The 21,248-nt window shown below is 54.1% G+C and carries 31 protein-coding genes and 1 tRNA gene; 18 read left to right on the top strand and 14 right to left on the bottom strand.

Annotated elements, in window-relative coordinates; all coding sequences use genetic code 11:
* Nucleotides 1-23: 23 nt before the first annotated feature.
* A complete protein-coding gene (locus BTM36_RS22045; RefSeq protein ID WP_006462449.1) occupies nt 24-644 on the bottom strand; it encodes a YqhA family protein in 621 nt (206 codons plus the stop codon).
* 445 nt (nt 645-1,089) lie between these two features.
* Between BTM36_RS22045 and acs the strand changes: the two genes are divergently transcribed.
* The 8 genes from acs to BTM36_RS22090 all read left to right on the top strand — a co-directional run bounded on the left by acs (nt 1,090) and on the right by BTM36_RS22090 (nt 9,368).
* Nucleotides 1,090-3,072: an acetate--CoA ligase gene (acs, locus tag BTM36_RS22050; RefSeq protein ID WP_006462450.1), complete on the top strand. Its 1,983-nt coding sequence runs from the start codon at nt 1,090-1,092 to the stop codon at nt 3,070-3,072.
* Nucleotides 3,073-3,257: 185 nt separating this feature from the next.
* Nucleotides 3,258-3,348 (top strand) — tRNA-Ser (locus BTM36_RS22055).
* Between the two features lie 144 nt (nt 3,349-3,492).
* Nucleotides 3,493-4,689: a site-specific integrase gene (locus BTM36_RS22060; RefSeq protein ID WP_077237927.1), complete on the top strand. Its 1,197-nt coding sequence runs from the start codon at nt 3,493-3,495 to the stop codon at nt 4,687-4,689.
* An 18-nt stretch (nt 4,690-4,707) separates the two neighbouring features.
* Nucleotides 4,708-5,268: a hypothetical protein gene (locus tag BTM36_RS28005; RefSeq protein ID WP_139347232.1), complete on the top strand. Its 561-nt coding sequence runs from the start codon at nt 4,708-4,710 to the stop codon at nt 5,266-5,268.
* Between the two features lie 315 nt (nt 5,269-5,583).
* Nucleotides 5,584-6,531, top strand: a complete 948-nt coding sequence (locus BTM36_RS22070; RefSeq protein ID WP_077237929.1) for a hypothetical protein — start codon at nt 5,584-5,586, stop codon at nt 6,529-6,531.
* Nucleotides 6,532-6,630: 99 nt separating this feature from the next.
* Entirely contained in the window at nt 6,631-6,918 is a 288-nt protein-coding gene (locus BTM36_RS22075) for a hypothetical protein (protein WP_077237930.1), read from the top strand.
* 18 nt (nt 6,919-6,936) lie between these two features.
* Nucleotides 6,937-8,076 (top strand): hypothetical protein, encoded by a 1,140-nt coding sequence (locus BTM36_RS22080; RefSeq protein ID WP_077237931.1) that lies wholly within the window; start codon nt 6,937-6,939, stop codon nt 8,074-8,076.
* A gap of 329 nt (nt 8,077-8,405) precedes the next feature.
* Nucleotides 8,406-9,368 carry a hypothetical protein gene (locus tag BTM36_RS22090; RefSeq protein ID WP_077237933.1) on the top strand — a complete coding sequence of 321 codons (963 nt, stop codon included), beginning with the start codon at nt 8,406-8,408 and terminating at the stop codon, nt 9,366-9,368.
* Here BTM36_RS22090 and BTM36_RS22095 read toward each other — a convergent pair.
* From BTM36_RS22095 to BTM36_RS22130, 8 genes are all read right to left on the bottom strand, one after another.
* A complete protein-coding gene (locus BTM36_RS22095; RefSeq protein ID WP_306460542.1) occupies nt 9,348-9,620 on the bottom strand; it encodes an AlpA family transcriptional regulator in 273 nt (90 codons plus the stop codon). The two genes, BTM36_RS22090 and BTM36_RS22095, sit on opposite strands and share 21 nt — an antisense overlap.
* Nucleotides 9,536-9,994, bottom strand: a complete 459-nt coding sequence (locus tag BTM36_RS22100; RefSeq protein WP_077237935.1) for a hypothetical protein — start codon at nt 9,992-9,994, stop codon at nt 9,536-9,538. The genes BTM36_RS22095 and BTM36_RS22100 overlap by 85 nt, the downstream gene beginning before the upstream one ends.
* 238 nt (nt 9,995-10,232) lie before the next feature.
* Nucleotides 10,233-10,529 carry a hypothetical protein gene (locus tag BTM36_RS22105; RefSeq protein WP_077237936.1) on the bottom strand — a complete coding sequence of 99 codons (297 nt, stop codon included), beginning with the start codon at nt 10,527-10,529 and terminating at the stop codon, nt 10,233-10,235.
* Nucleotides 10,526-11,221, bottom strand: coding sequence for a Rha family transcriptional regulator (locus BTM36_RS22110; protein WP_077237937.1), 696 nt, complete (start codon nt 11,219-11,221; stop codon nt 10,526-10,528). The genes BTM36_RS22105 and BTM36_RS22110 overlap by 4 nt, the downstream gene beginning before the upstream one ends.
* Complete coding sequence (locus tag BTM36_RS22115; RefSeq protein WP_139347233.1) at nt 11,218-11,496, bottom strand: hypothetical protein; 279 nt, start codon at nt 11,494-11,496, stop codon at nt 11,218-11,220. Before BTM36_RS22115 ends, BTM36_RS22110 begins: the two co-directional genes overlap by 4 nt.
* A gap of 35 nt (nt 11,497-11,531) precedes the next feature.
* Nucleotides 11,532-11,759: a hypothetical protein gene (locus BTM36_RS22120; RefSeq protein ID WP_077237939.1), complete on the bottom strand. Its 228-nt coding sequence runs from the start codon at nt 11,757-11,759 to the stop codon at nt 11,532-11,534.
* 240 nt (nt 11,760-11,999) lie between these two features.
* Nucleotides 12,000-12,581, bottom strand: coding sequence for a hypothetical protein (locus BTM36_RS22125; protein ID WP_077237940.1), 582 nt, complete (start codon nt 12,579-12,581; stop codon nt 12,000-12,002).
* Nucleotides 12,574-12,945, bottom strand: coding sequence for a helix-turn-helix domain-containing protein (locus BTM36_RS22130; protein WP_077237941.1), 372 nt, complete (start codon nt 12,943-12,945; stop codon nt 12,574-12,576). The genes BTM36_RS22125 and BTM36_RS22130 overlap by 8 nt, the downstream gene beginning before the upstream one ends.
* A gap of 84 nt (nt 12,946-13,029) precedes the next feature.
* Between BTM36_RS22130 and BTM36_RS22135 the strand changes: the two genes are divergently transcribed.
* Nucleotides 13,030-13,269, top strand: coding sequence for a YdaS family helix-turn-helix protein (locus tag BTM36_RS22135; protein WP_139347234.1), 240 nt, complete (start codon nt 13,030-13,032; stop codon nt 13,267-13,269).
* A 42-nt stretch (nt 13,270-13,311) separates the two neighbouring features.
* Here the strand turns inward: BTM36_RS22135 and BTM36_RS22140 are convergent, their stop codons facing one another.
* Entirely contained in the window at nt 13,312-13,785 is a 474-nt protein-coding gene (locus BTM36_RS22140) for a DUF4145 domain-containing protein (protein WP_077237943.1), read from the bottom strand.
* 166 nt (nt 13,786-13,951) lie between these two features.
* Here BTM36_RS22140 and BTM36_RS28425 point away from each other — a divergent pair, with 166 nt between their 5' ends.
* Both BTM36_RS28425 and BTM36_RS22145 read left to right on the top strand, forming a co-directional pair.
* On the top strand, nt 13,952-14,128 hold the full coding sequence (locus tag BTM36_RS28425) for a hypothetical protein (RefSeq protein ID WP_168189820.1): 177 nt from the start codon (nt 13,952-13,954) through the stop codon (nt 14,126-14,128).
* Entirely contained in the window at nt 14,122-14,391 is a 270-nt protein-coding gene (locus tag BTM36_RS22145) for a hypothetical protein (protein ID WP_077237944.1), read from the top strand. The genes BTM36_RS28425 and BTM36_RS22145 overlap by 7 nt, the downstream gene beginning before the upstream one ends.
* Nucleotides 14,392-14,425: 34 nt before the next feature.
* Here BTM36_RS22145 and BTM36_RS22150 read toward each other — a convergent pair whose 3' ends face one another.
* From BTM36_RS22150 to BTM36_RS22160, 3 genes are all read right to left on the bottom strand, one after another.
* Entirely contained in the window at nt 14,426-14,605 is a 180-nt protein-coding gene (locus BTM36_RS22150) for a hypothetical protein (RefSeq protein ID WP_077237945.1), read from the bottom strand.
* Nucleotides 14,606-14,680: 75 nt separating this feature from the next.
* A complete protein-coding gene (locus BTM36_RS22155; RefSeq protein WP_077237946.1) occupies nt 14,681-14,887 on the bottom strand; it encodes a KTSC domain-containing protein in 207 nt (68 codons plus the stop codon).
* A 67-nt stretch (nt 14,888-14,954) separates the two neighbouring features.
* Nucleotides 14,955-15,443, bottom strand: a complete 489-nt coding sequence (locus BTM36_RS22160; RefSeq protein ID WP_077237947.1) for a hypothetical protein — start codon at nt 15,441-15,443, stop codon at nt 14,955-14,957.
* Nucleotides 15,444-15,670: 227 nt separating this feature from the next.
* Between BTM36_RS22160 and BTM36_RS22165 the strand changes: the two genes are divergently transcribed.
* The 5 genes from BTM36_RS22165 to BTM36_RS22185 are packed head-to-tail and all read left to right on the top strand — an operon-like array spanning nt 15,671 to nt 18,816.
* Nucleotides 15,671-16,552 (top strand): hypothetical protein, encoded by an 882-nt coding sequence (locus BTM36_RS22165; RefSeq protein ID WP_077237948.1) that lies wholly within the window; start codon nt 15,671-15,673, stop codon nt 16,550-16,552.
* Nucleotides 16,549-17,022, top strand: coding sequence for a hypothetical protein (locus BTM36_RS22170; protein ID WP_077237949.1), 474 nt, complete (start codon nt 16,549-16,551; stop codon nt 17,020-17,022). The genes BTM36_RS22165 and BTM36_RS22170 overlap by 4 nt, the downstream gene beginning before the upstream one ends.
* Nucleotides 17,013-17,951: a DnaB-like helicase C-terminal domain-containing protein gene (locus tag BTM36_RS22175; protein ID WP_077237950.1), complete on the top strand. Its 939-nt coding sequence runs from the start codon at nt 17,013-17,015 to the stop codon at nt 17,949-17,951. Before BTM36_RS22170 ends, BTM36_RS22175 begins: the two co-directional genes overlap by 10 nt.
* Before the next feature lie 2 nt (nt 17,952-17,953).
* Nucleotides 17,954-18,250 (top strand): hypothetical protein, encoded by a 297-nt coding sequence (locus tag BTM36_RS22180; protein ID WP_077237951.1) that lies wholly within the window; start codon nt 17,954-17,956, stop codon nt 18,248-18,250.
* Complete coding sequence (locus BTM36_RS22185; RefSeq protein WP_077237952.1) at nt 18,247-18,816, top strand: hypothetical protein; 570 nt, start codon at nt 18,247-18,249, stop codon at nt 18,814-18,816. Before BTM36_RS22180 ends, BTM36_RS22185 begins: the two co-directional genes overlap by 4 nt.
* Before the next feature lie 130 nt (nt 18,817-18,946).
* On the opposite strand, the gene BTM36_RS22190 is transcribed toward BTM36_RS22185, so the two are convergent.
* On the bottom strand, nt 18,947-19,165 hold the full coding sequence (locus tag BTM36_RS22190; protein ID WP_077237953.1) for a hypothetical protein: 219 nt from the start codon (nt 19,163-19,165) through the stop codon (nt 18,947-18,949).
* A 632-nt stretch (nt 19,166-19,797) separates the two neighbouring features.
* Here BTM36_RS22190 and BTM36_RS28010 point away from each other — a divergent pair.
* Together BTM36_RS28010 and BTM36_RS22195 are read left to right on the top strand one after the other, a co-directional pair.
* Entirely contained in the window at nt 19,798-20,097 is a 300-nt protein-coding gene (locus BTM36_RS28010; RefSeq protein WP_139347235.1) for a hypothetical protein, read from the top strand.
* A gap of 122 nt (nt 20,098-20,219) precedes the next feature.
* On the top strand, nt 20,220-20,771 hold the full coding sequence (locus BTM36_RS22195) for a hypothetical protein (protein ID WP_077237954.1): 552 nt from the start codon (nt 20,220-20,222) through the stop codon (nt 20,769-20,771).
* The last annotated feature ends 477 nt before the right edge of the window (nt 20,772-21,248 follow it).

Consider the following 21,248-nt stretch of genomic DNA (forward strand, 5'->3'; position numbering starts at 1 on the left):
TCTCAGGTTTGGGGGATACGGGTTCAGTGCTTCTGGGATGGATCATCGCCATGTGCGCCGGGATGCACCATCAGGCGGTCGCAATAGGCAATGGCCATGGCCGAGAGCAGGAAGGCGATATGGATGCCGGTCTGCGCGATGAGCGTCTTGGCGTCGTACAGGTTGGCGTTGATGAAGGTCTTCAACAGGTGGATCGAGGAAATACCGATGATGGCCGTGGCCAGCTTGACCTTGAGCACCGAGGCATTGACGTGCGACAGCCATTCCGGCTGGTCGGGATGGCCTTCCAGGTTCATGCGCGAGACGAAGGTCTCGTAGCCGCCCACGATCACCATGATCAGCAGGTTGGAAATCATCACCACGTCGATCAGGGCCAGTACCACCAGCATGATGGTCTGCTCGTTGAGCTTGTCGGGGCGGGTGGCGCCGGGGATGGCCACCGCATCCAGGATATGGTCCAGCGAGCTGGCGCTGCCCATGGCCGCGCCGATCAGGTCCGACAGTTCGACCCAGAAGTGATAGACGTAGACGCATTGCGCCAGGATCAGGCCCAGGTACAGCGGCAGCTGCAGCCAGCGGCTCATGAAAATCAGGTTGGGCAGGATGCCGATCTTGCGGGGTGTCTTGGGCGACGGGCTGGTCATGGTGTCAGGAGTACGCTGGATGAATTCTGGCGAGTGAGTGCGGTATCCGATTATGTCGCCGGGCGAACGCTGCCCGCTCGGTCTCGGATTTGGGGCCGTATTCTACACGCCCTTGGGCAGAATCCGTCGCGACAGCTTCATCCCGGCCTGGATCAAATGTGAGCAGACAGGTGCCTGCGGGAAACACCGGCCTGTGCCAAAATGCACAAATGTTGTTCTGAACATAAGGGCAATATGAAGGTCTTCGTCATTGGAGGCCAGGACCGACATGCCTCGCCGGCACGCGCCGTTACCTGGCCAAGTGCCCGCGCAAGCGCCTGCGCGGCCCGCAAGACGTTGATGCAGGCGGGTTTGCGCGCCATGACGGCGCAGCATGTGTAAGGACTGAGTAAGTGAAACGGCCTATGTTTTGCGGAAAGCAAAAACAAACCTAGTGGAGACTACCGTGGCAGACATCGAAACTTTCAAGCAAGAAAACCGCGTATTCGCACCGCCGGCCGAGCTGGTCAAGCACGCCGCCATTTCCGGCATGGAGGCCTACCAGGCCCTGAACGCCGAATTCGCCAAGGATTACGAAGGCACCTGGGCCAGACTGGCCAAGGACAACCTCAAGTGGCACAAGCCCTTCACCCAGACCCTGGATGAATCGAACGCACCGTTCTACAAATGGTTCGCCGATGGCCAGGTCAACGTCTCCTACAACTGCCTGGACGTGAACCTGGAGAATGGCAATGCCGACAAGACCGCCGTCATTTTCGAGTCCGACGATGGCAAGGTTACCCGCGTGTCCTACCGCGAACTGCACCAGAAGGTCTGCCAGTTCGCCAATGGCCTGAAATCGCTGGGCATCAAGAAGGGTGACCGCGTGGTCATCTACATGCCGATGTCGGTGGAAGGCGTGGCCGCCATGCAGGCCTGCGCCCGCATCGGTGCCACCCACTCGGTGGTGTTCGGCGGCTTCTCCGCCAAGTCGCTGCACGAACGCGTGATCGATGCCGGCGCCGTGGCCGTGCTGACTGCCGACTACCAGGTCCGCGGCGGCAAGCAACTGGCCCTCAAGTCCATCGTCGATGAAGCCCTGGCCATGGGCGGCTGCGATACCCTCAAGCACGTCGTCGTCTACAAGCGTGCCGGTGCCGAGATCAACTGGGTCGAAGGCCGTGACCTCTGGCTCTCCGACGTGCTGGCCAACCAGTCCGACGTCTGCGAGCCGGAATGGGTGGATGCCGAGCACCCCCTGTTCATCCTCTACACCTCCGGTTCTACCGGCAAGCCCAAGGGCGTGCAGCACGCTTCGGCTGGCTATCTGCTGTGGGCCGTGCTGACCATGAAGTGGACCTTCGACATCAAGCCCGACGATGTCTATTGGTGTACCGCCGACATCGGCTGGATCACCGGCCACACCTATATCGCCTATGGCCCGCTGGCCGTGGGCGCGACCCAGATCGTCTTCGAGGGCGTGCCGACCTATCCCAACGCCGGACGCTTCTGGGACATGGTGGCGCGCCACAAGGCCACCATCTTCTACACCGCACCGACCGCCATCCGCTCGCTGATCAAGGCCGCCGATGCCGACGAGAAGGTCCATCCCAAGCAATATGACCTGTCGTCCCTGCGCATCCTGGGCTCGGTGGGTGAGCCCATCAACCCGGAAGCCTGGATGTGGTACTACAAGAACGTCGGCCAGGAGAAATGCCCCATCGTCGATACCTTCTGGCAGACCGAGACCGGTGGTCACATGATCTCGCCCCTGCCGGGTGCGACCCCGCAGGTCCCGGGTTCGTGCACGCTGCCGCTGCCGGGTATCACTGCAGCCATCGTCGACGAGACCGGCAATGACATCCCCAATGGCAATGGCGGCATCCTGGTCGTCAAGCGCCCCTGGCCCTCGATGATCCGTACCATCTGGAACGACCCCGAGCGCTTCAAGAAGAGCTATTTCCCCGAGGAGCTGGGTGGCAACATCTACCTCGCCGGCGACGGCGCGGTGCGCAACAAGGAGACCGGCTACTTCACCATCACCGGCCGCATCGACGACGTGCTGAACGTCTCCGGTCACCGCATGGGCACCATGGAAATCGAATCGGCGTTGGTGGCCAACAGCATCGTGGCCGAGGCCGCCGTGGTGGGCAAGCCGGACGAAACCACCGGCGAATCGATCTGCGCCTTCGTGGTCCTGAAACGTCCGCGTCCCACCGGTGAGGAAGCCAAGCAGATCGCCAAGGAGCTGCGTGACTGGGTCGCCAAGGAAATCGGCCCGATCGCCAAGCCCAAGGAAATCCGTTTCGGCGACAACCTCCCCAAGACCCGCTCCGGCAAGATCATGCGCCGTCTGCTGCGCGTGCTGGCCAAGGGCGAAGCGATCACGCAGGACGTCTCCACGCTGGAAAACCCGGCCATCCTGGATCAGTTGAAGGAAGCGCAGTAAGCGACAACGGCACGGAAGGGCGGTCGCAAACGGCCGCCTGCAAGCCGGCAGGGCAGGGCGAGAGGAATTCAGCCCGTACCTGCCGGCTTTTTTTTGGTCTTTTTGGAAAAATGTTTAGAAAAGGCTTGGCTTCTTTCGGAAGCTTGCTATAATGCATGGCTTCGCTGAACGCGAACACAAATCCAGGAGAGGTGGATGAGTGGTTTAAGTCGCACGCCTGGAAAGCGTGTATAGGTTCATAGCCTATCGGGGGTTCGAATCCCCCCCTCTCCGCCAGAACACAGTCTCAGAGATTCTCCAGAAATCTCTAGCAGCCTCAGAAGCCCAGAGTAGGAGGGCTTTTCGGGGGTAACAACATTCTTGCCCGGTCTCAGGGCTACCCACATAATCGCAGCATCAAATGTGGGTAGGCTCGCGGGTATGTCATCTAGATCTCTTCATCGACTCAATGCAGTAAAAGTGACCAAAGAGGTCGCGCCGGGCTATCACGCCGATGGCGGCGGCCTTTATCTCCAAATCTCCCCAAGCGGCTCCAGGTCCTGGATCTTCCGGTTCACGCTGGCCAAGCGGTCACGGGAAATGGGTTTGGGACCTTTATCCGCTATCTCCCTTGCGGAGGCCCGGTCAGAGGCTGCACGTTGCCGCAAGCTGCTTCTAAGCGGTGTCGATCCTATCGACGATCGGAAAACGAGGGTACAGGCTGCGCAAAACGTGGGTAGTCTGCCGTTCCGAGTAGCCGCGGCCGAATACATCGAGAACCATCGCTCTAGTTGGAAGAACTCCAAGCACGCCCAGCAGTGGGAAAACACTCTCGACGCCTACGCCTATCCTGTCATCGGTGATACGGATGTCTCAGCGATCGATACCCCGATGATTGTGAAGATCCTCAAGCCGATCTGGTCGACGAAGTCCGAAACGGCAAGCCGAGTCCGCGGCCGCATTGAAAGCATCCTTGATGCCGCAAAGGTGATGGGGAAGCGAACAGGCGAAAATCCCGCTCGCTGGCGCGGCCATCTGGACAAGATTTTGCCCAGGAGGGACAGGGCGAAGAAGGTCAGGCATCATCCTGCACTTCCCTGGCAAAAAATCCCGGAGTTCATGGCGGCGTTGACGCAACGTGAGGCTCCGGCTGCCCGTGCGTTGACCCTGCTCATTCTCACCGGTGTTCGGACAAGCGAGGCGTTGCACGCAAAGGTTGACGAGTTTGATCTGCAGCGTAGGGTTTGGACGGTTCCGCCCGATAGAATGAAGATGGAAAAAGAGCTGCGGGTACCGCTCAGCGATGCGGCTTTAGCTGTCGTTCGCGAGGTCACTGCAAGCGCTCGTGATGGCTACCTCTTCCCTGGCCAGAAGAAGGGGGCACCTCTCTCAAACATGGCAATGCTTAACGTTTTGGCAAGGATGGGCTACACTGAGATCACAGTTCACGGGTTCAGATCGACATTCCGCGATTGGGTAGCAGAATGCACGGATTACCCTGATTCGCTGGCCGAGATGGCGTTAGCGCATGCCGTGGAAAGCAAAGTCGAAGGCGCCTATCGTCGTGGGGATATGTTAGAGCGCCGGCGGACCATGATGGAGTCTTGGGCAGAATATTGCACTGAGAGGCTCAGTTAAGGTTAATAAGGAGGGGGAATGCTTTCATTGGCGGCAGTACGGATCGCTCTTGGAGCGCTTCTTATTGGACTTATTCCGATTTCGGCCACGGCGCAAGGCACCACTATTCCGGCTCGTTCATATGGGGATTGGATAGTTAGCGTAACTGACGAAGGCATGCCATATGCGGCAGCTATTAATTCGGCAGGCGACATATTGATGAAACGCTGCGATGCCGTTTCCATGACTTGTACTTGGATACAGGGCATTGCCATTTCATGCGATGACGGTGCAAGCTCGCCGGCTCTTTTGAATTCCGACCAGGGCGCTTACGTCCATATACTATATTGCCGTGGATCATTCTCTAGTGGGCAGCGAACTTACTACAGATATGAGATCGACTCGCAAGATCAGCTCGACTCGGTGGTAATGGCTACTTCGCGCGTTGTTGGGATCGCGATGGCCCTTGAGTCTGGGCAATTTAACGTTACGCGATATTCTGTCAAAGGTGCAAAAGGCGCGATTGAGGCACTTTTTCAATTGACTAGAGAGATGAATAGGCGAAGCAGTAAAACTCAGACAGGCAATCAAAGACTTTAACTACAGGGGAGTTGATATGGGGACTTTCAGCATCTGGCATTGGTTGATACTCACAGTTCTTTCGTTGGCTATTCTTGTACCGTTTGCGAAGATATTGAAACGGACGGGACATAGCCCCCTTTGGGTGTTTCTGATGTTCGTCCCGTTACTGAATTGGGTTGGGTTGTGGATCTTTGCTTTTAAGAAATGGGACGTCGATAACTCGTAATTTTGCTCTGCTGGGATTGCTCCAGATATGCAGTGGTGTTTTAAATAATAGATGACGACGCCTTCGAGCAGGCCACCATAAAAGCTAATTGAAACAAGGGGTTACGCATGAAAAATGATGTTCAGCAGGCCGGCGTAAAGCAGATCCCGCTTGATCTTGGAATTGAAATTCAAAAAGACATCAATGGTGTCGAAATGGGTGTGCTTGAGAACGGCATGCCCTATCTGACTCAGCGTGGTCTCGCGGAAGTTACGGGTGTGGCCCGCAGTCTGATTCAGACGATCACAAAGGAATGGGAAGAGCATTTCAGTGACGTTGTGATCGGGAAAGATAGAATCTCATTTTTTAAGCGCTATCTTGCTGAACATGGGTTTAATGAGCCGGTTCTTCACGTCGAAACGATTCAGGCTGGCGTTGTTCATTATGCGTATCCAGATGTTGTGTGTATGGCGTTTCTGGAATATTACGCTTTCGAATCAAAAGGTGATAACGCCAAGGCAGTGGAAAGCTACCGCCGGTTTGCTTCTTTTGGACTCCGCCGCTTTATCTATGACGCCCTCGGCTATTCGCCTGAGCAGAAGGTACTTGATAGCTGGCGACATTTCCACGACCGTGTCGATATGACGGCATCAGCAGTGCCGCTCGGTTATTTCAGTGTATTCAAGGAAATTGCCATTATGCTGGTACCGATGATTAGAGCTGGTATTTTCATCAGTGACAAAGTGGTCCCCGATATCTCAGTTGGTCGAGCCTGGAGCGAGCATTGGGAATCAAACGAGATGGGTAAAAAGTACGGCGATCGCCAGCGCTATGACCATGAATATCCGCTGTATTACCCGCAGTCTAAGAGCAATCCGCAAGCGGCATACTGCTATCCAGAGGATGCACTTGGGACTTTCAGAGCATGGCTGAACAAAACTTATATCACCGCAAAGTTTCCTGCCTACATGTTAGGTCAAACCAAGAAAGGAAATGTTCCGGTGGCTATAGCCAATAAGGCATTGGGAGCATTTGGCACGCAACTGATAGAAGGACCCAAAAAACCACGAAGATAGATTACCTCGCGCAGTAACCATCCGCCTTCGGGCGGTTTTTTTACGCCCATGCTCTGCTATAGTCTTCCAAAATAATTTCAACAATCACAAGGGGGAAACATGAAACGCACTATTCAAGCTGTGTCTCTGGTGATGCTCCTGGCCGTCGGTGGCGTTGCTTTGGCGAAGGGGAGTGGAGGCGGGCGCTCTCACGGTGGCGGCCATTCTTCGAAGGCTGCGACAGGTACCGGGTCCAGTTCGTCCCGCACGCATGTCAGCGGCTATACCTCGAACAAGGGGAAATACGTCGCCAGTCATAACCGTTCTAGTAAAGATCACACCAAGACCAATAACTGGTCAACCAAGGGCAACGTGAATCCAGATACGGGCAAGCGCGGCACGAAGTGATAATGGAGGAGCGTCTCTATGCCAGGCCAACGTGTCAGTCGCTCCGAGCTCTACGATTTAGTTTGGTCTGAGCCAACGTCCAAGCTAGCCAAGCGGTTTGGCATTTCGGACGTCATGCTGTCCAAAGTTTCCCGTGAAGCGAACATCCCGAAACCGGGTCTCGGATATTGGGCCAAGTTGGAAAGCGGTCGCATGGTGGAGCGAACGCCGCTGCCAACCAGAGCGCTAGGCCAAGATGAGTACATCCTTTTCGGCATGTTGACGCATTGGGAGACGTCTATACTCGCTGGCGATAGCGAGCTGGTCAGGCCACATTTCCCAGAGGGGTTTGACGAAGTATCGGCACGAGCACGAGCCTTAGCTGAGAAAGCGCCAGTCAGAAAAACACTGTCAAATCCTCATCCGACGATCGCGAAGATCCTCCGTAAGGATGAAGCGCTACGTGAGAAACGGAGTGGTCGTCTTTTGAGCGAGTTTCTATATCGCGGAATATCAGACTCTAAACAGGGACGTCGTCGTCTCACCATCGTAAACGCCCTTCTTAAAGCTTTGGATCATTGTGGAGCGGGAGGAGCACGGACGCGAGGTGATGCCACGGAATGGAGCATTCATATCGGAAATCAGGTTTTGGCTTTTAAGTTGGCCGCAGACAGCGATCCGCGTCTAGTTTTCACTCGCGGTGAGGAGGAGGCTCCGCTAACTTTGGCGATCTCCTGGTGGGAGCCTCCAGAATACCTGAAGCTCGAGTGGAGTGACGAAGAGGAAGGACCTCTTGAAGACCAAATCAGAAGCATCGTAGAGGGCTTTTTGGTCGCCGCTGAGTTTAGGTATCGCGAAATTGAAATGTTTCAATATGATCGGGTATTGCGAGAAAAGACCGAGAGCGAGACGGCCGCTAGGCAACGTTATGAGGAAGCGATTCAGCAGGAAGAAAGCCGATTATCGAACTTGCACAAAGAACGCCGGCAAGGGCTGTTTGAGGACGCTGCAAAATGGAAAAAGGCGGAGGAACTACGTGCCTATATCAAGGCTGCATTGGCCGTGCCGTGCTCCAATGAGGAAGAGCATGACAACATCGCACGTTGGGCCAGTTGGGCGCTGGCAGAAGCCGATCAGATCGATCCACTAAAGAAGGGAAATTCAGAAGATGAGCGATGAATTGATGACCATCGAAGATATCGCGGAAATGCACAAGTGCTCTCTTCGTCATGCTAGAGACATTATCGTGAAGACCCCTGGATTTCCGCTAGAGGCGCCCACAAGTCGGCCGAGACTTAGGCTATGGATTCGCGCAGAGGTGATGAATTTCGTTACTCGTGGCCAGAGCGCGAACAAGGCTTCGTTTGATGATCTCAATAAGCCATGACGAAAACCATATCTTAGGAGGGTTCACTTGAGCCAGAGCGGTCACTCACCTATGAGTAATTATTGATTCTGCTATAGTTTCGCTACCAAAATTCAAATATTCAAATAAAGGGGAATGGGCAATGGCAGAAGTGCTTTTGAGCACTGTGGGGGAAGCTTTAGAATTTCTTTCGCAAGTGGAAAATCACGAGGACGTGGATCTGAACGAAATTCAGTTTGGAGGCAGTCTAGCGACGTTATCTATCAATGTCCGGGGCAACAGGTATCACTCCACGATTCCTTCGGAACTTGCTCGGGCGATGTGGGAATTGCAGTCAGAGTTGTATCGCGCAGTTGCATTAGCCTTATATGGCATAGACAGCGCCCGAAGACTTACGGACGAAGAAAAACGCCGTGTTGAGTTGGTGTTCAAGGTTGAAGAGGGCAGTTCTGATCTAAAGGCCAGTCTCACTGAACTCATTAAAGCTCTTGCACAGGGAATTACCACTATGGATAGCAGGCATAAAGCCATAACTGTTATTGCTACTGTCTTGGTCCTTGCTACGGGCTATGGTGCTGTGTCCGCGATTGAAAACGATTCTTCCGTAAAGAAGGATCAAATCAAAGTGGAGCATGATCTCTCTATAGAGCGGGAGAAAACTAAGCAGTTCGAGTTGATTGCAAATGCTGCTCGGGGAAACCCGGTCGTTAGTCGATTTTCGCAAGCAACGGAAGAGGGGGCTCGCTCAATTATCAAAGGAGCCCCCGACGCAGATTCAATCAAAGTCGGAGCAGTGAAGTTCGATGGTGCAGAAATACAAGAGGCAAATCAACGCAATCCTAGAGAGAGATCCTACGCTGAAATGATCAAAGGCGAATTTGTGATTGTGCGGATAGAAAAGAAAGACTCGGCTGTAACCAAAGTTGTCGTCGCAAATAGTGCTTATCCTGAATTTTCAGTTTCTATTTTCGATGAGGATATCGATCCAGACTCTTTAGATCGGCTTTGGAGCGCAGCTCGCAATCATCGGAAAATTGAATTGGAAATCAATGCATCAATGCTGCGCAATCAGGTCCAACGTGCACTATTGATCGCTGCGAATTAGAATCCCGGCCTTCCCGGCTAACCACCGATCCACATCCTCCTCCAGCCAGGCCGTCCTGTTGCCTCCGAGAGAGAACGGCTTGGGGAAGTCTCCTCTAGAGATCATGCGGTAAATAGTGGACCGGCCGAGAGAAAGTTTCTCGGCCACTTGCTTGATGTTCAGCGCCTTCAATTCTTGAACTCCTGATCCTTTGTTGCTTCCCTCTGTAATTCGGCAATGCGTGCTTCCAGCCTCTGGACGTGCTGGTCCCAAGTGAGCGGCCAGAGCGGGCCGCAGCCGTTCGGGCAGCCATCTTCCTTAGCCTGGGCGAAGGCTTTCCCAATGAGAGTCGCATGCAAGCCGCACTTGGCGCAGTGAAGTACTCCCGGCGCTAGGTTGCGCTCCCCGCGGCGACCATCATTGGCAGTAGAGTCGATCAGGCGACGAATGGAGTCGACCTGCTCTTGGGTCAGTACCACGCCGGCCACTAGCCCGGAAAGGGGGGATTCCAAATCGAGAGATTTGGTGGCAGTACCCTCCATGTCAACGATCAAGTCATTGACCTGGACGGCGCTGAAAATTGGCGAGTTCGGCATGACGTCAAGCATCAGCGTAACGGCCTGGCGCAATTGTCGGATGTTGCTCATGGCCGAGCCCTCCCTTCGACAAGCTTCAGCGTAGGGCGCCGCCGAGCAATGCATCGAGAGGCCTGCATTGAAACTGTATTGAGCACCATCTCCCTGAACCGCGGCTCGAGATCTCGGAATCCCTTGAGAAGTAGGAATTCCTCGCCTGTGAGTAGCTTTGGATCATTCTGGGCTGACTGCGGGATTGACTGGAGCGTGCGCCCATTCCGGCCTGGCGATCGCGAATCGTCTTTCTTCTTCATTTGATCGACCTCTTGAATTCTTGGCGCGCGTCAAGTTCGTCTTCATCGAACGTCCAGATATGCTCGATGAGCCTCGCTGTGGGGTGCGTTTTTCGTAACACCATCAGGCGCTTCTTGGCCTTGTAGCGGCTGGAGAGAGGAGGGCAGAGAAACTCCACGTCGGCGGATCGAAGAGATCCACCTTGGAGTCGTGCCATCACCTTTTGCACCTGGAAATAGGTGACGTGGAAGCGATCTGCTTGCGCAATACGCCGACGATGGGCACGTAGCTCGGGAGTGTTGGCCAGCTTCACTTCGCACCTCCTACCTCAATGAATGCAGCATCCAGCATGCTTTCGTGGTACGAGTTGACCTGGCCGAACCGCACATCGCGGACCTTGCCGACCGGGATGCCCTGGCGTTTGCTCAGTTCACCAGCGCGCCGGCCGACGCGGATTGCTGTCGCGTGGTCGATCTTGATGCCGTGCATGGCGCCATAGCCGATGACTGTGAAGTAGCCGGCACCATCCTCGAAGGCCGATTGTTTAACCTCCAGACGCTTGATGCTCTCGGCGTGCGATTCCTGGACGGCGACAATCTCCTGCTGCTGGGCCTTGATCCTGGCGTTGTCGACCATCAAAGCAACCAGAGCGCGCTGCTCGGGCGGCAACTCCGCAAGAGAGTTCTGCGCCGAGAGTTGGGCACGCATGTCGAAGAAGCCCTTGATCAGAGCGATCTTGAACTGGCGCACGATTTCGCTGTTGCGCATGTAGGCAATCACCAAGGCCGATTGCTGTTCGTTGAGCAGGGCTATCTCACGTTGTTGCATTCCGCCGGCGGTTTCAAAGGGTCGCGTTTCGAACGCGACCCTTCCGAATCGACCCAGATCGTCGGAGTAGCTGCGCACAAGCTCCATCACGTTCTTGTGCTGAGTTTGCGTGCCTTCTGCGATGGCCAGCGAGGTAGTGACGGGCTCGCCGTCTTTGATGAGAATTAGGGCACTCATTGGGCTGCCTCCGCCGCTTCTTCTGCAGCCTCGACTTCCCGTAGCATTTTGTTGATGTTGACCGAAAGGTCCAGGGCCAGACCGATCAGGTTCTGCAACCGAGCAGCTTTCGTCTCGACGTCCCCGCTTTTCTCGAAAAGCATCGCCATCAGATCAGCCAGTTGATCGCTGACGTTTTTGATGACTCCCGTTTCAGGCGCCGGGGCCTTGACGCTTTGGGCGCGCGTGATAGTATTCCTACTCATGAAATTAACTCCTGACAGGGTGAGTTTCATCAAGCCGCTAAGTGCTCGAACACTTGGCGGCTTTTTTATGTACGCGTCAATTTGATCAAACGTTGCGTGATGAGCGAGATATCTGACGCATAGCGGCCAGCGACCTGAATGAGCGTTTCGACGCCGGCTTCCTCCGCCGCTAGCGTCCTCTCCGCTAGCTTCATCAATGACGCAACGGTATTGCCGGCGACTTCAAGATCGTTGGCGATCAGCGACAACGAGTCGTGGCAGTCGGTGGTATGACCTGTATCAGTGGATATCATCGTTCTGACCCTTTGTTCTTCAGACTGTGTGGGTAATTTATACTAGATTTTCTAGCTATGCAAGTTAATCTAGTATTCGTCATGCTCTCGTAGTAACGGGACAGGTGAAGCGTATCGTTCCTTCGGGCAGATGAAATAGTCCCAACGGTTCCTTAACAGCCCCGAAAAAGGGGACACCTCTTAGGGTAGAAATGAAAAAACCCCTTACGGGGTTTTGAAATTATTATGCTATGGCTTTTTTTAAGGACGCTGTTTCGGTCGCCCCCCGGTCTTGTCCCAGTTAGCAATTGTGGAGATACGCTCAATGGCGCTTGCCGGCTGTCCTGGATAGTTTTCGTTGACCCATTTAGCTAATTGCTCTTTTATAGGCCCTTCTTTTCTCTTCACGCTAATGGCACGCCATGCCTGCAATGCAATATCTAATTGCTCGGGATATTCTGCTGCGTCGGGATCAAACCCCTCCCACCCTTTCGTTTCCGTTACGTCCAGTGCTTTTGAAACCGGGGGCAAGTCATTTTTAGGGCTGATCTCGATAGAGCTTCTTGCAAACGCCCAGCCTATGCCCAAAAATAGCCCAACGCAGATGCCGATCAGATGAGCAGATGCCATCTGAGGCATTTTTCCATAGATCAAATAAAATCCGCCGATCCCGCTCAGGGAAGCCAGAACAATTCCGCTCATTCCTACGGTCCAAAACACATATTGTTTCGAATAACGCGGCACATGGTCTTCTGGATTCTTTTTCAAGAACGCAGCTTTTGCATCTCGGAAAGAGAAACGCCGGAATGATTTCTTCCTATCTACGTTTAGATTCTCAGTCATCTTTTTCTAGCCAAACTCCGAACGCACGCATTTGGGCCAAAACGGCACTTCGCTGCTCTTCTGATCGGATTCGATCAAACGCCTTGGCCACACGCAAAGCTTCCAGACTTATACCGAGAGACGATGTTAGTCCGCCAATATGCTCGGCCATCGCGGTACTTTGTGTGCCAAGTAGTAACTCCTCTGGGGTTGTCTGAAGGACGCTGGCTACTTTTGCAAGTCTCTCTCGTTTAGGCGCAGTTCCCCCTTCCTTTTCCCATTGTTGAACTGTTTGCCATGCGGAAACCCCCACCAAATCGGCAAGAGTTTGCATGCTCATCCCAAGAGCTTCGCGGCGCTGCTTGATGCGTGAATGTATCGTCATGGCGGTAATCCTATATGCTAGTTTTTGTTGTGTCACCGCAGGATAAACTAGTATCGCTAGTAAAACTAGTGTATGCTGGTTTTCATGAACGGAATCGAAAAAACCATCAAGCATTTCTCAAGCCTGTCGGCAGTTGCCCGCGCTTTAGGTCTTAGTGGCTATCAGGTGGTGCAGCAGTGGCGCGAGCAGGGCCGCGTCCCTGCCGAGTATTGTCCAAAGATCGAGGAGTTGACAGCTGGCGAGGTTCGCTGTGAAGAGCTGAACGATAGGGTCAACTGGGCGTATTTGCGTCAGACCGCTGTCGCGCAGGCAGCGGAGGGCTGAAGCATGCTGAGCCATTCTTCCATCGGCCCCATGCCTGGCGGGTTACTCCGTGGTGGGCAGATTCGCTCTGACCTTTGCAGGCAAGGTAAAGAGATAGGTCAGGACCAACTCAGTGAACAACTCCAGCTCTTCGGTCTGTTCTTTAGTGGGCTCGTCCAGTTCGTGGATCGCTCCGTTTCCCTCAAAGCGAATTTTGTGGGCCCAGGTCTGAAGGTCTTTTGTGATCTTGCCTTCCTCCGCAAGTTTATCTATCCGCTTTTCAAGCCTAAACACCTCGATATCAGTGTTGAATTGCTTCGTGCCGACATCGATGGTGCGCCGAAACATGGCCACGGCGGCAGTGTAGCGGCCGTCTTTCAGGCTATCAGATCCTTGAATGAACGCTTTTGCAGCTGCTTCGGGGACGCTGTCCGGAGCAATCGATTTTTTTCGGACAGGAAAGACAGCATTTCCAACAATCGCGACATCTATCCGGTTTGTATCGCCCAGATTTCCTTTCCAATCGCTGGGCGACATGTTGACGTTATCTACATGGACAACGAAGCAGATTGGGCCGTCACAGGCTGGGCAATTTCCAAGAACATTCCATCGTTTCATGTCGCGAGAATGCCTAGCTGCTTGAGTGCAATTGAAGCTTGTATGGCGAGAACCGCAGTGCGGGCAATCATGAACGAGGACAGCCATGGCTAATGACCTTGTAGTTATTGATTCGAAATTGGATCGGTTCCTCGAATCCCCACCCTCAGAAGCGATCCGCCTGATCGTTCAAGAATACCAGATTGCTTATGACCGGCCAGCATTCGTGATGGCAATGGCTGCGAAGCTGGTTGTGTTGGCCAAGCGAGGCGCGAAATGTTGACGCACGATCTCTGCGGCCCATTTCGTGACGGCACTTACGCTGTCGGCTACCCCACACCTGGTTGTTCCGTGATGACTGTCGTATCGACGGGCATGACGAAGGAGCGCGCCCAGGAAGAGGCGGCGCGGCTGAATGAAGAGCAGGAGAAGAGAGCGGCCGCGGTTGAGCGCGATCGCCAGTTGCGGATGCGGCCGGAGACGCTGCAGCCGGCTAAGGACTACCTAACAGAGATTGCGGCGGCCGACGAGGAGGGCGATGAGTGATCAGTCGCCGACCTCTTTATTGCAAGTGCTCAAGTTACTTATTTTCTTGCAACCACGCCGCATAGGTTTGGATAAAGCCAATGCAGAATTCTGCCGCTTTCTTTCCTTCGCCAGCATCCGAGCCCATGGATGCGTAGGAAAGAAGGTTCGGCTGCTTTTCCAATAATTCGCCAAGGCGTGCTATTGCGACATCAATTGCCACTTTTTTTTCCATGGAAACCTCTTTCAGATTGTCGTTTTAAGAAATGCCGCTGCGGCTAAGTAGTCGCAGGCCCAAGAAATATAGCAGTTAGCGAGCGGAATAGCGGTCCTTGATAAATGCATCGAAGTACTGCCCTTTGCTGGCAGCGTTCATAAAGGCTGTGTAGACGCTGATTGGAACGCCCACGTAGATGTAGATCTTTGTTTGACTTGTGAAGCGGATAGCCAGGTCCCGGGTGGCGGGGTCATAACCAACAGCAGCGATAGCGGTGGACCTTACTGGTTGCATATTCATCGCATCCCTTTTTTTAAGATTCTCGAATATGGATTTTCTTCCGATCGATTTACTTGGCAACTCTTTTCTAGGCCAGCAACGCTACAAATCTTTGCCACAGGTTGGTCGGCATCACGTAGTCGCTGCGACCGTTGGAGAGGACATTTGCGTTATAAGCGGGAACAGAAAGCGCGGAAAGTCCGGTGGGGCTTTTTGCTTGAAGCAGTCTCAATTCTCGCTCAATCGCGGGCAGTTCCATTTCATCGGTCCGGCTAAGAACTTCGGCATATCGCTCTTTCAGCGCCGCATGTCCGATAGCATGCTCAATCGGTTGGGCCAATCGCTCTATCACAGCCACTGCAGCGACAAGGGCACCGGTGACTATTCCCAGTGTGCGGTACTCGCCGATAGCAGCAAGAAAAGCACCGCTTCCGGCGAAGAGTCCTACGAAGCCGAAGATGAAATCAAGTCTGCGATAGAAGCAAGCGTTCATTTCGTTGAAGCGAATGCCGAATTTCAGGTCCATTTCGGCTTCGTATTTGGTCCGTTCATCCAGACGTGGCATTGGTTGCGTCATCAGTTACTCCCGGTTTTGTGGGCTGCGGAGGTGGAGGCGGATTCCGCTGAGGCGGCACCTGCGTTTTATGTTCAATGTGTTCCATGGCAGCTCCTTGTGGTTGGTTTTAGTGGATCGGGAAATCTCATTATAGCCACCCTCAACGGAGCCGCCGCCCATCTTCATAAAAGAAGCGAGCAACGGTTAAGCACCTCTGGATCTGCTCCCTCCTATGCTGGAGGGAGTGTATGACTCGCCCGTCTTTTCAGTTCTATCCTGCCGACTGGCGGAATAACGCCAAGCTGCGCCGCTGCTCTTGGGGCGCCCGTGGTGTCTGGGCCGACGTCATGTGCCTGCTCCATGACTCGGACGAATACGGAATACTCCGGTGGCCACTCAAGGAAATTGCCCAGGCTATTGGCTGCCCCGTCGCGCTCTTGAAAGAACTGGTAGACAAGAGCGTGCTGAAAGGCACCGACAAGGGCGAGTGCGCTGCGCTCGAATATACCCCGCGCTCTGGTCGCCAGGCCGGCCCGACAGTCACACTGATTCCCATCACCCAAGGGCCGATTTGGTTCTCATCTCGCATGGTTCGGGACGAGTATATCCGTCAGAAAAAAGCTAACCGTGAGTTGTACAAGGATTCACCTAACTATTCACCTATGCCCCCCATTGGTGATGAGGAAGACTATTCACCAATGCCCCCCATGGGTGAATTGTCGGGTGCAGCACCAATGCCCCCCAAAAGTGATTTGCCTTCATCTTCATCTTCATCTTCAATAAAAACAAAGAACCTAAAACCCTTGTCCGGTGGCCCGGACGAAATGCCTCCCGGCTTCGCCGAGTTCTGGGCGGCGTGGCCGCGAGGTGAGCGCAAGGCCGCAAAGGCGGAATGTCTCAAGCGATGGAAGGCCAGGGGCCTGGAGGCGGATGCGGCAGCGATCGTGAGTGCCGTGAATGCCAAAAAGCTGACGAAAAAATGGCAGGACGGCTACGATCCCGCTCCCCTCACGTTCCTGAACCAGCGGCACTGGTTGGACGATGTGGCCGACACGAATGCCCATGGCAGCGGGCCTGATGGCGGGGCTGAGCGTGGCCACGATGATCCGCGATTCAGGGGCGCGAAATGACGCGAATCGCCAAAGGCGCCCAGGCCATTCTCGATGCTCGCATGCGTGGCCAGAGGCCGAACGAGCTGATCCTGGTCTCCCTGATCGGGCCGCTGGCCGAGGCAAACCACACCGTGTTCGTGAACCCGAACGGCGCCTACGACTGGCGCTGGGTGATCGGGCTGCAGCTGTGCGTCATGGTCAACGCTCATACGCGCCAAGCCGCCCGTGACGTCTTGCTGGCCATCGGCAAAGACTCGCCGGCCCAGCTCCACGTGTGGAACGTCGACCAGTTCAAGGGGGCTCGCGTCGTCGTGCTGCCGAACCCGGTCGACATCGAGAAACCGCGCGCTAGCTGGCGGTGGGCATTGGATTTCGACCCGTGGTCGGACTTCGACAACGAAAACTTTGCATGGAGCCATGACATGAGCTTGCACCCTCTGCAATCCCTTGTAACTGGCATTTTGAATGGAGCCGCGCAATGCAACTGATCCCGGACAACATTGATTTTTCCGCGTACATGGACGAGCCGCCGGCGGAGCACCGCGTGGTGCCGGCCAGCTCCCTCCTGGACTCGGTCATTGACCACTTTTTCAAGCCTTCCGATGCGCCGCAGGTGCAGATGGGCTGGCGCAAGACGCATGGCGATTTCGAGTTTCGGCCCGCCGAGGTGAGCCTGTGGGCCGGTATCAACGGGCACGGAAAGAGCCAGGTCATCGGGCAGGTGGCACTTGACCTGATGGACCAATCGCAGCGCGTTTGCGTCTCGTCGTTGGAAATGGCGGTGGCGAAGGTGATGGCCCGTATGGCTCGCCAGGCCGCTGGGCGCCTCGATGTGACGCGTCCGTTCTTGAATGCCTTCCTCCGCTGGACCGACGGTCGGCTCTGGCTCTATGACCACATGGGTAGCACCGATCCGCGCACGATCGTGGCGGTGATTCGGTACTCGGTCGAGCAGTTTGGGATCCAGCACTTCGTCGTGGACAACTTGGCCAAGGTGATCGAGAAGGAAGACGACTACAACGGCCAGAAGGCCTTCGTGAACAGCCTTTGCACCGTGGCAAAGGACACTGGTGTGCATATCCACCTGGTGCTGCACGTGAAGAAGGGCGAATCGGAACACAAGGTCCCCGGCAAGTTCGACATCAAGGGATCGGGCGCCATCGCCGACTTGGTCGACAACATTTTCGTCGTCTGGCGCAACAAGGCCAAGGAGGAAGAGTTTCGCGAAGGGAATCACGAGCATGCCGACGATCCCGATTGCCTGTTAAAGCTGGAGAAGCAACGGCACGGCGAAACCGAGGGTTCCTATCGGCTCTGGTTCCATCCAGGGTCCATGCAGTACCTGGAGTCCCGCCACGATCGGCCAAAGGTCTATCGCATTGAGCCGACGATCACCTCAGAAGAAGTGGTGTTCTGACGATGCTCTATCCCGCCAGCCTATCCGTCGATCTGCAGTACCTGGCCAAGCGCTACGAGTGGAGCGCCGAGGACAAAGCAGAGGTGCGCGCTGCCTTCACCGACTGTCCGGAGATGGTCCATTTTTTCACTGTCCTGGCCGCCGCCCACCGGGCCGGCTATGAGCAATGCGCCGCGAATGGTTTCATCAGGCTGCAAGCCTGGTGCGCCGAACAACACTTGGGCGATCCGTTCGGGCCCGCCTTTGACCTGGCCGCGTTGGATGCGTTGGCCATCGAACCACGAAAGGAACATGCATGAGCGCAGATAGCGATGATCGCAAACAAGGCCTCGCGTTGCGCTTGGAGGCCATGTTAGTGCGCGAGGGTAAGGAGAAGAGCAGGGCACTTGAATCGAAGTACTACGGCAGGTATGGCGATCCGGCAAACCATGTTGAATTTCAAAGCGTAAAGGCAGGAGGCTTGATGGAAGATGCAGAACTGAAGACGCGCGAGGTGGAGAGGATCTTGCAGCACGAGATTGAAAACTGGATTCGCTGGGGGCGGAAGCGAGACTGGCTGCCAACTGGCTTTAAGTGTCCCATCGGATTTGCTTACAAAGGGGCGCCTGCCAACTATCCCGAGCCCTGCGACGAACGCTCAGCAGTGAGGTTCGAACGCATTGTAGTTGGCCTCCCGGATAGGCATCGCCAAGCATTCGTGATGCATCACTTGGACCGTGCAGCGGTGCGGAACCTTGTGGTGGTCGTAAGGGGGCGCGATATGAAGGCAAGAATACTTGCTGTGGGGAAGTCGCGATATCACGAAATCGTCGCGCAGGCACATAACATAGTGCTTCGGCAGGCCCAGCGTTTGGGAATTCTATGAATACCTGACCATTTGCCTTTGTTGGACATCAGTTAGCGATTTGTTCAGCCCGCTCAGACGAATGGAATCGAAAAATGAAAGCCCGTCTCGCGGGCTTTCATTCTTCAAGAGATTCGATGTGGTTGTCGCTTTAAGGCTGCTGCGATTCCTTGCCAGAGTCGCTCTGTTGTTGCGCTTGCGACTTCTTCTTCTCGTCAGAGTTGTCAGTATTCTGTTGCTGGAGTTTTCCATCCCTTCCGTTCTGCTGTTGATCGGGACGTGTTGTTTGTTCTTGCTGGGGATGGCCAGGTTGGTCCTCGCGACGGCGGTTTCTCTCAATATTATTTTGTGGGAGATCTTCATTAGACATTTTATTTCCTCATGCGCGGTCTGTGAAAGGCGTTCTCGGATCAGGCCGCTATGTCCGCGTTCGCATGTACGTCAGCCATGCTTTTGGGTGCGAAGATTTCCGGTTGGCTGGCATTAGTGCATCTTGCGTTGTTAACTTACTCTGCGCTGTAGGTGGAAGCCTCTTTAGCCCGTCATCATTGCGGCCAGACGCTATTATGACGGTGTGAAGGCATTGACTAGCTGCACTGGCCCTTCTGCTACCACTTCCACAGCACTCTGCACAGTTTGGGTTTACTTAGGCTTTCGAAAATCTTCTTCAGATATCCGTGAACGAGATTAGCCCAGACGTTCAATCCGATTAGTACCGCCTTTTGGGCGAGAAAATTATTGACGACCGGACTTTTATGCCTCAAAATCCTCTACATTCATATATCTGGTAATTTTTACATTTAAAGAAAAAGTATCGATATTTGAGGGTGTTCAAGAAAGCGCGGTCACTTAGCAGATAGCTCTGGACTTGTGCGAATCTCCTCAAATATCGGTTACTCCCCAAAACCCGCTTCGGCGGGTTTTTGTTTTTGCTCAGGGTTTCCCCTATATAAGCTCGGCAATAATGAGCATATGATGCTCCAATAACAAATTGGAGCCGCGATGGGTACCCCAGATGGTATTGCGAAACGTCATGTCCGGCTCATCTCGACATTGGGTGAGAAGTCCGAAGCGGGTGAATTGGTCGGTGATCTCGTTCGATCTGCTGTAAGGCAGTGTCTAATTTCATTATTGGCAGTCGGACTTGAACCAGTCGAAGCGAAGGCCATCTTCTGCGATCTGATTCAAGAGGCGTTATCGGTAACTGGATTTGAACGACCAAAAATGCGGCGAGTGTGGGAATCTGCGATTGCCCATGCAGAGTTCTTGATTTTCATTGAGGAAAGACAAGAACGTCATTAACTGATTGGTCCTCGCGAATCTTGAAGAGCCCAGCTTCATTTGGAAGAAGGGCTTTAAGTTTTGCTCATTTGAAATTCGTTGCGATGCTATAGTCAGCGCCTTAACCTTTATCGGAGCTGAGCATGGCCACGGATTTCATCCAAGCAGCGCTGAAAAAGATTCGGGTGGCCGAGGCTGCAGTGGTAAAGCCAGCAAACGCTCATAAAGCCAGGCGTGCAGCCGCGAAAGAGCGTTTCGTCGCGGAGAATTGCACAATGCTTGATGCGATCCATCAACTTTGTAGAGAGTTTTCCGCTAATCTCCGCCAAGACAACTATTCTGTGAGCACGAAGGACGATGTTAGTTTTTCGGATCAGGACGATGTTAGTTTTTCGGATCAGGACGACGTTGCTTCGTGGACTAAGACGATTGTTATTGCATCGAGTCGTCTCTTAGGCGGTTTTTCCACAGTGGAGGAAAGTGGATCAGCTCCCCGGATGTACACGATAAATCTGGTCTGGCTGTCCTCAGAACTCGAACTTTTTGTGATCTCCACTTCGAATCCTCCCAACGTGGAGGGAAAAATCGTAATGCCATTACCTGAAAAGATCACAATTGAACTGACTGATTCGGCTACCAGTAAGATCGCTGAGTTTCTGATTGATGTTGTCGCTCACGACAAGACCTACTACTAAAACTGTGCACGCGTTTATCAGAGGCCTCGCCCCAATAGAGGGGGACTTTTTTATCCGGGCCTCATAAAGATGACTGTGGCTGCATCAAAGTAATAGGCCGCCCGACCAGAAGTGAGGGCGTAGATGCCTTCGGATACTGTGTTGATTGGGCCTGTCTTAGTTTCTCCATTTGCAAATGTTACTGCCCAAATGGTCTCGTCAGGTTTGTCTGACATAGCGCTGATAACGACATCTCTCATTGCATTCACCGTTTTGAGCGAAGATCCAACTGACTACCACTGAGGCTATAGCTAATGGTAGAGCTGAGGTCTTCTAAGTTTTAGATTGGGTAGGTGATACCCTACCGCAGTCTCAGTATATCTCCTGCTCCCCGAGAGGGTTTGCCCGCCAAGTGCGGGCTTGGAATAGCCCCTTGAATCTCAGGACACGAAGACTCTCTTAAAATAGAGGATAGTCTTATGACCAGTTTTACGACTA

The organism is Herbaspirillum sp. VT-16-41, assembly GCF_001994935.1.
GTDB classification, from domain to species: Bacteria; Pseudomonadota; Gammaproteobacteria; order Burkholderiales; family Burkholderiaceae_D; genus Herbaspirillum; species Herbaspirillum frisingense.

What these genes read in the sequence shown, in the direction of transcription:
- BTM36_RS22150 (WP_077237945.1), bottom strand. Translation starts at nt 14,605, where the DNA reads ATGGAAAAAAAAGTGGCAATTGATGTCGCAATAGCACGCCTTGGCGAA.
- BTM36_RS22180 (WP_077237951.1), top strand. Translation starts at nt 17,954, where the DNA reads ATGCTCTATCCCGCCAGCCTATCCGTCGATCTGCAGTACCTGGCCAAG.
- BTM36_RS22100 (WP_077237935.1), bottom strand. Translation starts at nt 9,994, where the DNA reads ATGAGCAACATCCGACAATTGCGCCAGGCCGTTACGCTGATGCTTGAC.
- BTM36_RS28010 (WP_139347235.1), top strand. Translation starts at nt 19,798, where the DNA reads ATGGGTACCCCAGATGGTATTGCGAAACGTCATGTCCGGCTCATCTCG.
- BTM36_RS22120 (WP_077237939.1), bottom strand. Translation starts at nt 11,759, where the DNA reads ATGATATCCACTGATACAGGTCATACCACCGACTGCCACGACTCGTTG.
- BTM36_RS22125 (WP_077237940.1), bottom strand. Translation starts at nt 12,581, where the DNA reads ATGACTGAGAATCTAAACGTAGATAGGAAGAAATCATTCCGGCGTTTC.
- BTM36_RS22060 (WP_077237927.1), top strand. Translation starts at nt 3,493, where the DNA reads ATGTCATCTAGATCTCTTCATCGACTCAATGCAGTAAAAGTGACCAAA.
- BTM36_RS22160 (WP_077237947.1), bottom strand. Translation starts at nt 15,443, where the DNA reads ATGACGCAACCAATGCCACGTCTGGATGAACGGACCAAATACGAAGCC.
- BTM36_RS22070 (WP_077237929.1), top strand. Translation starts at nt 5,584, where the DNA reads ATGAAAAATGATGTTCAGCAGGCCGGCGTAAAGCAGATCCCGCTTGAT.
- BTM36_RS22165 (WP_077237948.1), top strand. Translation starts at nt 15,671, where the DNA reads ATGACTCGCCCGTCTTTTCAGTTCTATCCTGCCGACTGGCGGAATAAC.
- BTM36_RS22075 (WP_077237930.1), top strand. Translation starts at nt 6,631, where the DNA reads ATGAAACGCACTATTCAAGCTGTGTCTCTGGTGATGCTCCTGGCCGTC.
- BTM36_RS22175 (WP_077237950.1), top strand. Translation starts at nt 17,013, where the DNA reads ATGCAACTGATCCCGGACAACATTGATTTTTCCGCGTACATGGACGAG.
- BTM36_RS22140 (WP_077237943.1), bottom strand. Translation starts at nt 13,785, where the DNA reads ATGTCGCCCAGCGATTGGAAAGGAAATCTGGGCGATACAAACCGGATA.
- BTM36_RS22170 (WP_077237949.1), top strand. Translation starts at nt 16,549, where the DNA reads ATGACGCGAATCGCCAAAGGCGCCCAGGCCATTCTCGATGCTCGCATG.
- BTM36_RS22115 (WP_139347233.1), bottom strand. Translation starts at nt 11,496, where the DNA reads ATGAAACTCACCCTGTCAGGAGTTAATTTCATGAGTAGGAATACTATC.
- BTM36_RS22080 (WP_077237931.1), top strand. Translation starts at nt 6,937, where the DNA reads ATGCCAGGCCAACGTGTCAGTCGCTCCGAGCTCTACGATTTAGTTTGG.
- BTM36_RS28425 (WP_168189820.1), top strand. Translation starts at nt 13,952, where the DNA reads ATGGCTAATGACCTTGTAGTTATTGATTCGAAATTGGATCGGTTCCTC.
- BTM36_RS22045 (WP_006462449.1), bottom strand. Translation starts at nt 644, where the DNA reads ATGACCAGCCCGTCGCCCAAGACACCCCGCAAGATCGGCATCCTGCCC.
- BTM36_RS22110 (WP_077237937.1), bottom strand. Translation starts at nt 11,221, where the DNA reads ATGAGTGCCCTAATTCTCATCAAAGACGGCGAGCCCGTCACTACCTCG.
- BTM36_RS22130 (WP_077237941.1), bottom strand. Translation starts at nt 12,945, where the DNA reads ATGACGATACATTCACGCATCAAGCAGCGCCGCGAAGCTCTTGGGATG.
- BTM36_RS28005 (WP_139347232.1), top strand. Translation starts at nt 4,708, where the DNA reads ATGCTTTCATTGGCGGCAGTACGGATCGCTCTTGGAGCGCTTCTTATT.
- BTM36_RS22155 (WP_077237946.1), bottom strand. Translation starts at nt 14,887, where the DNA reads ATGAATATGCAACCAGTAAGGTCCACCGCTATCGCTGCTGTTGGTTAT.
- BTM36_RS22195 (WP_077237954.1), top strand. Translation starts at nt 20,220, where the DNA reads ATGGCCACGGATTTCATCCAAGCAGCGCTGAAAAAGATTCGGGTGGCC.
- BTM36_RS22135 (WP_139347234.1), top strand. Translation starts at nt 13,030, where the DNA reads ATGAACGGAATCGAAAAAACCATCAAGCATTTCTCAAGCCTGTCGGCA.
- BTM36_RS22145 (WP_077237944.1), top strand. Translation starts at nt 14,122, where the DNA reads ATGTTGACGCACGATCTCTGCGGCCCATTTCGTGACGGCACTTACGCT.
- BTM36_RS22090 (WP_077237933.1), top strand. Translation starts at nt 8,406, where the DNA reads ATGGCAGAAGTGCTTTTGAGCACTGTGGGGGAAGCTTTAGAATTTCTT.
- BTM36_RS22190 (WP_077237953.1), bottom strand. Translation starts at nt 19,165, where the DNA reads ATGTCTAATGAAGATCTCCCACAAAATAATATTGAGAGAAACCGCCGT.
- BTM36_RS22185 (WP_077237952.1), top strand. Translation starts at nt 18,247, where the DNA reads ATGAGCGCAGATAGCGATGATCGCAAACAAGGCCTCGCGTTGCGCTTG.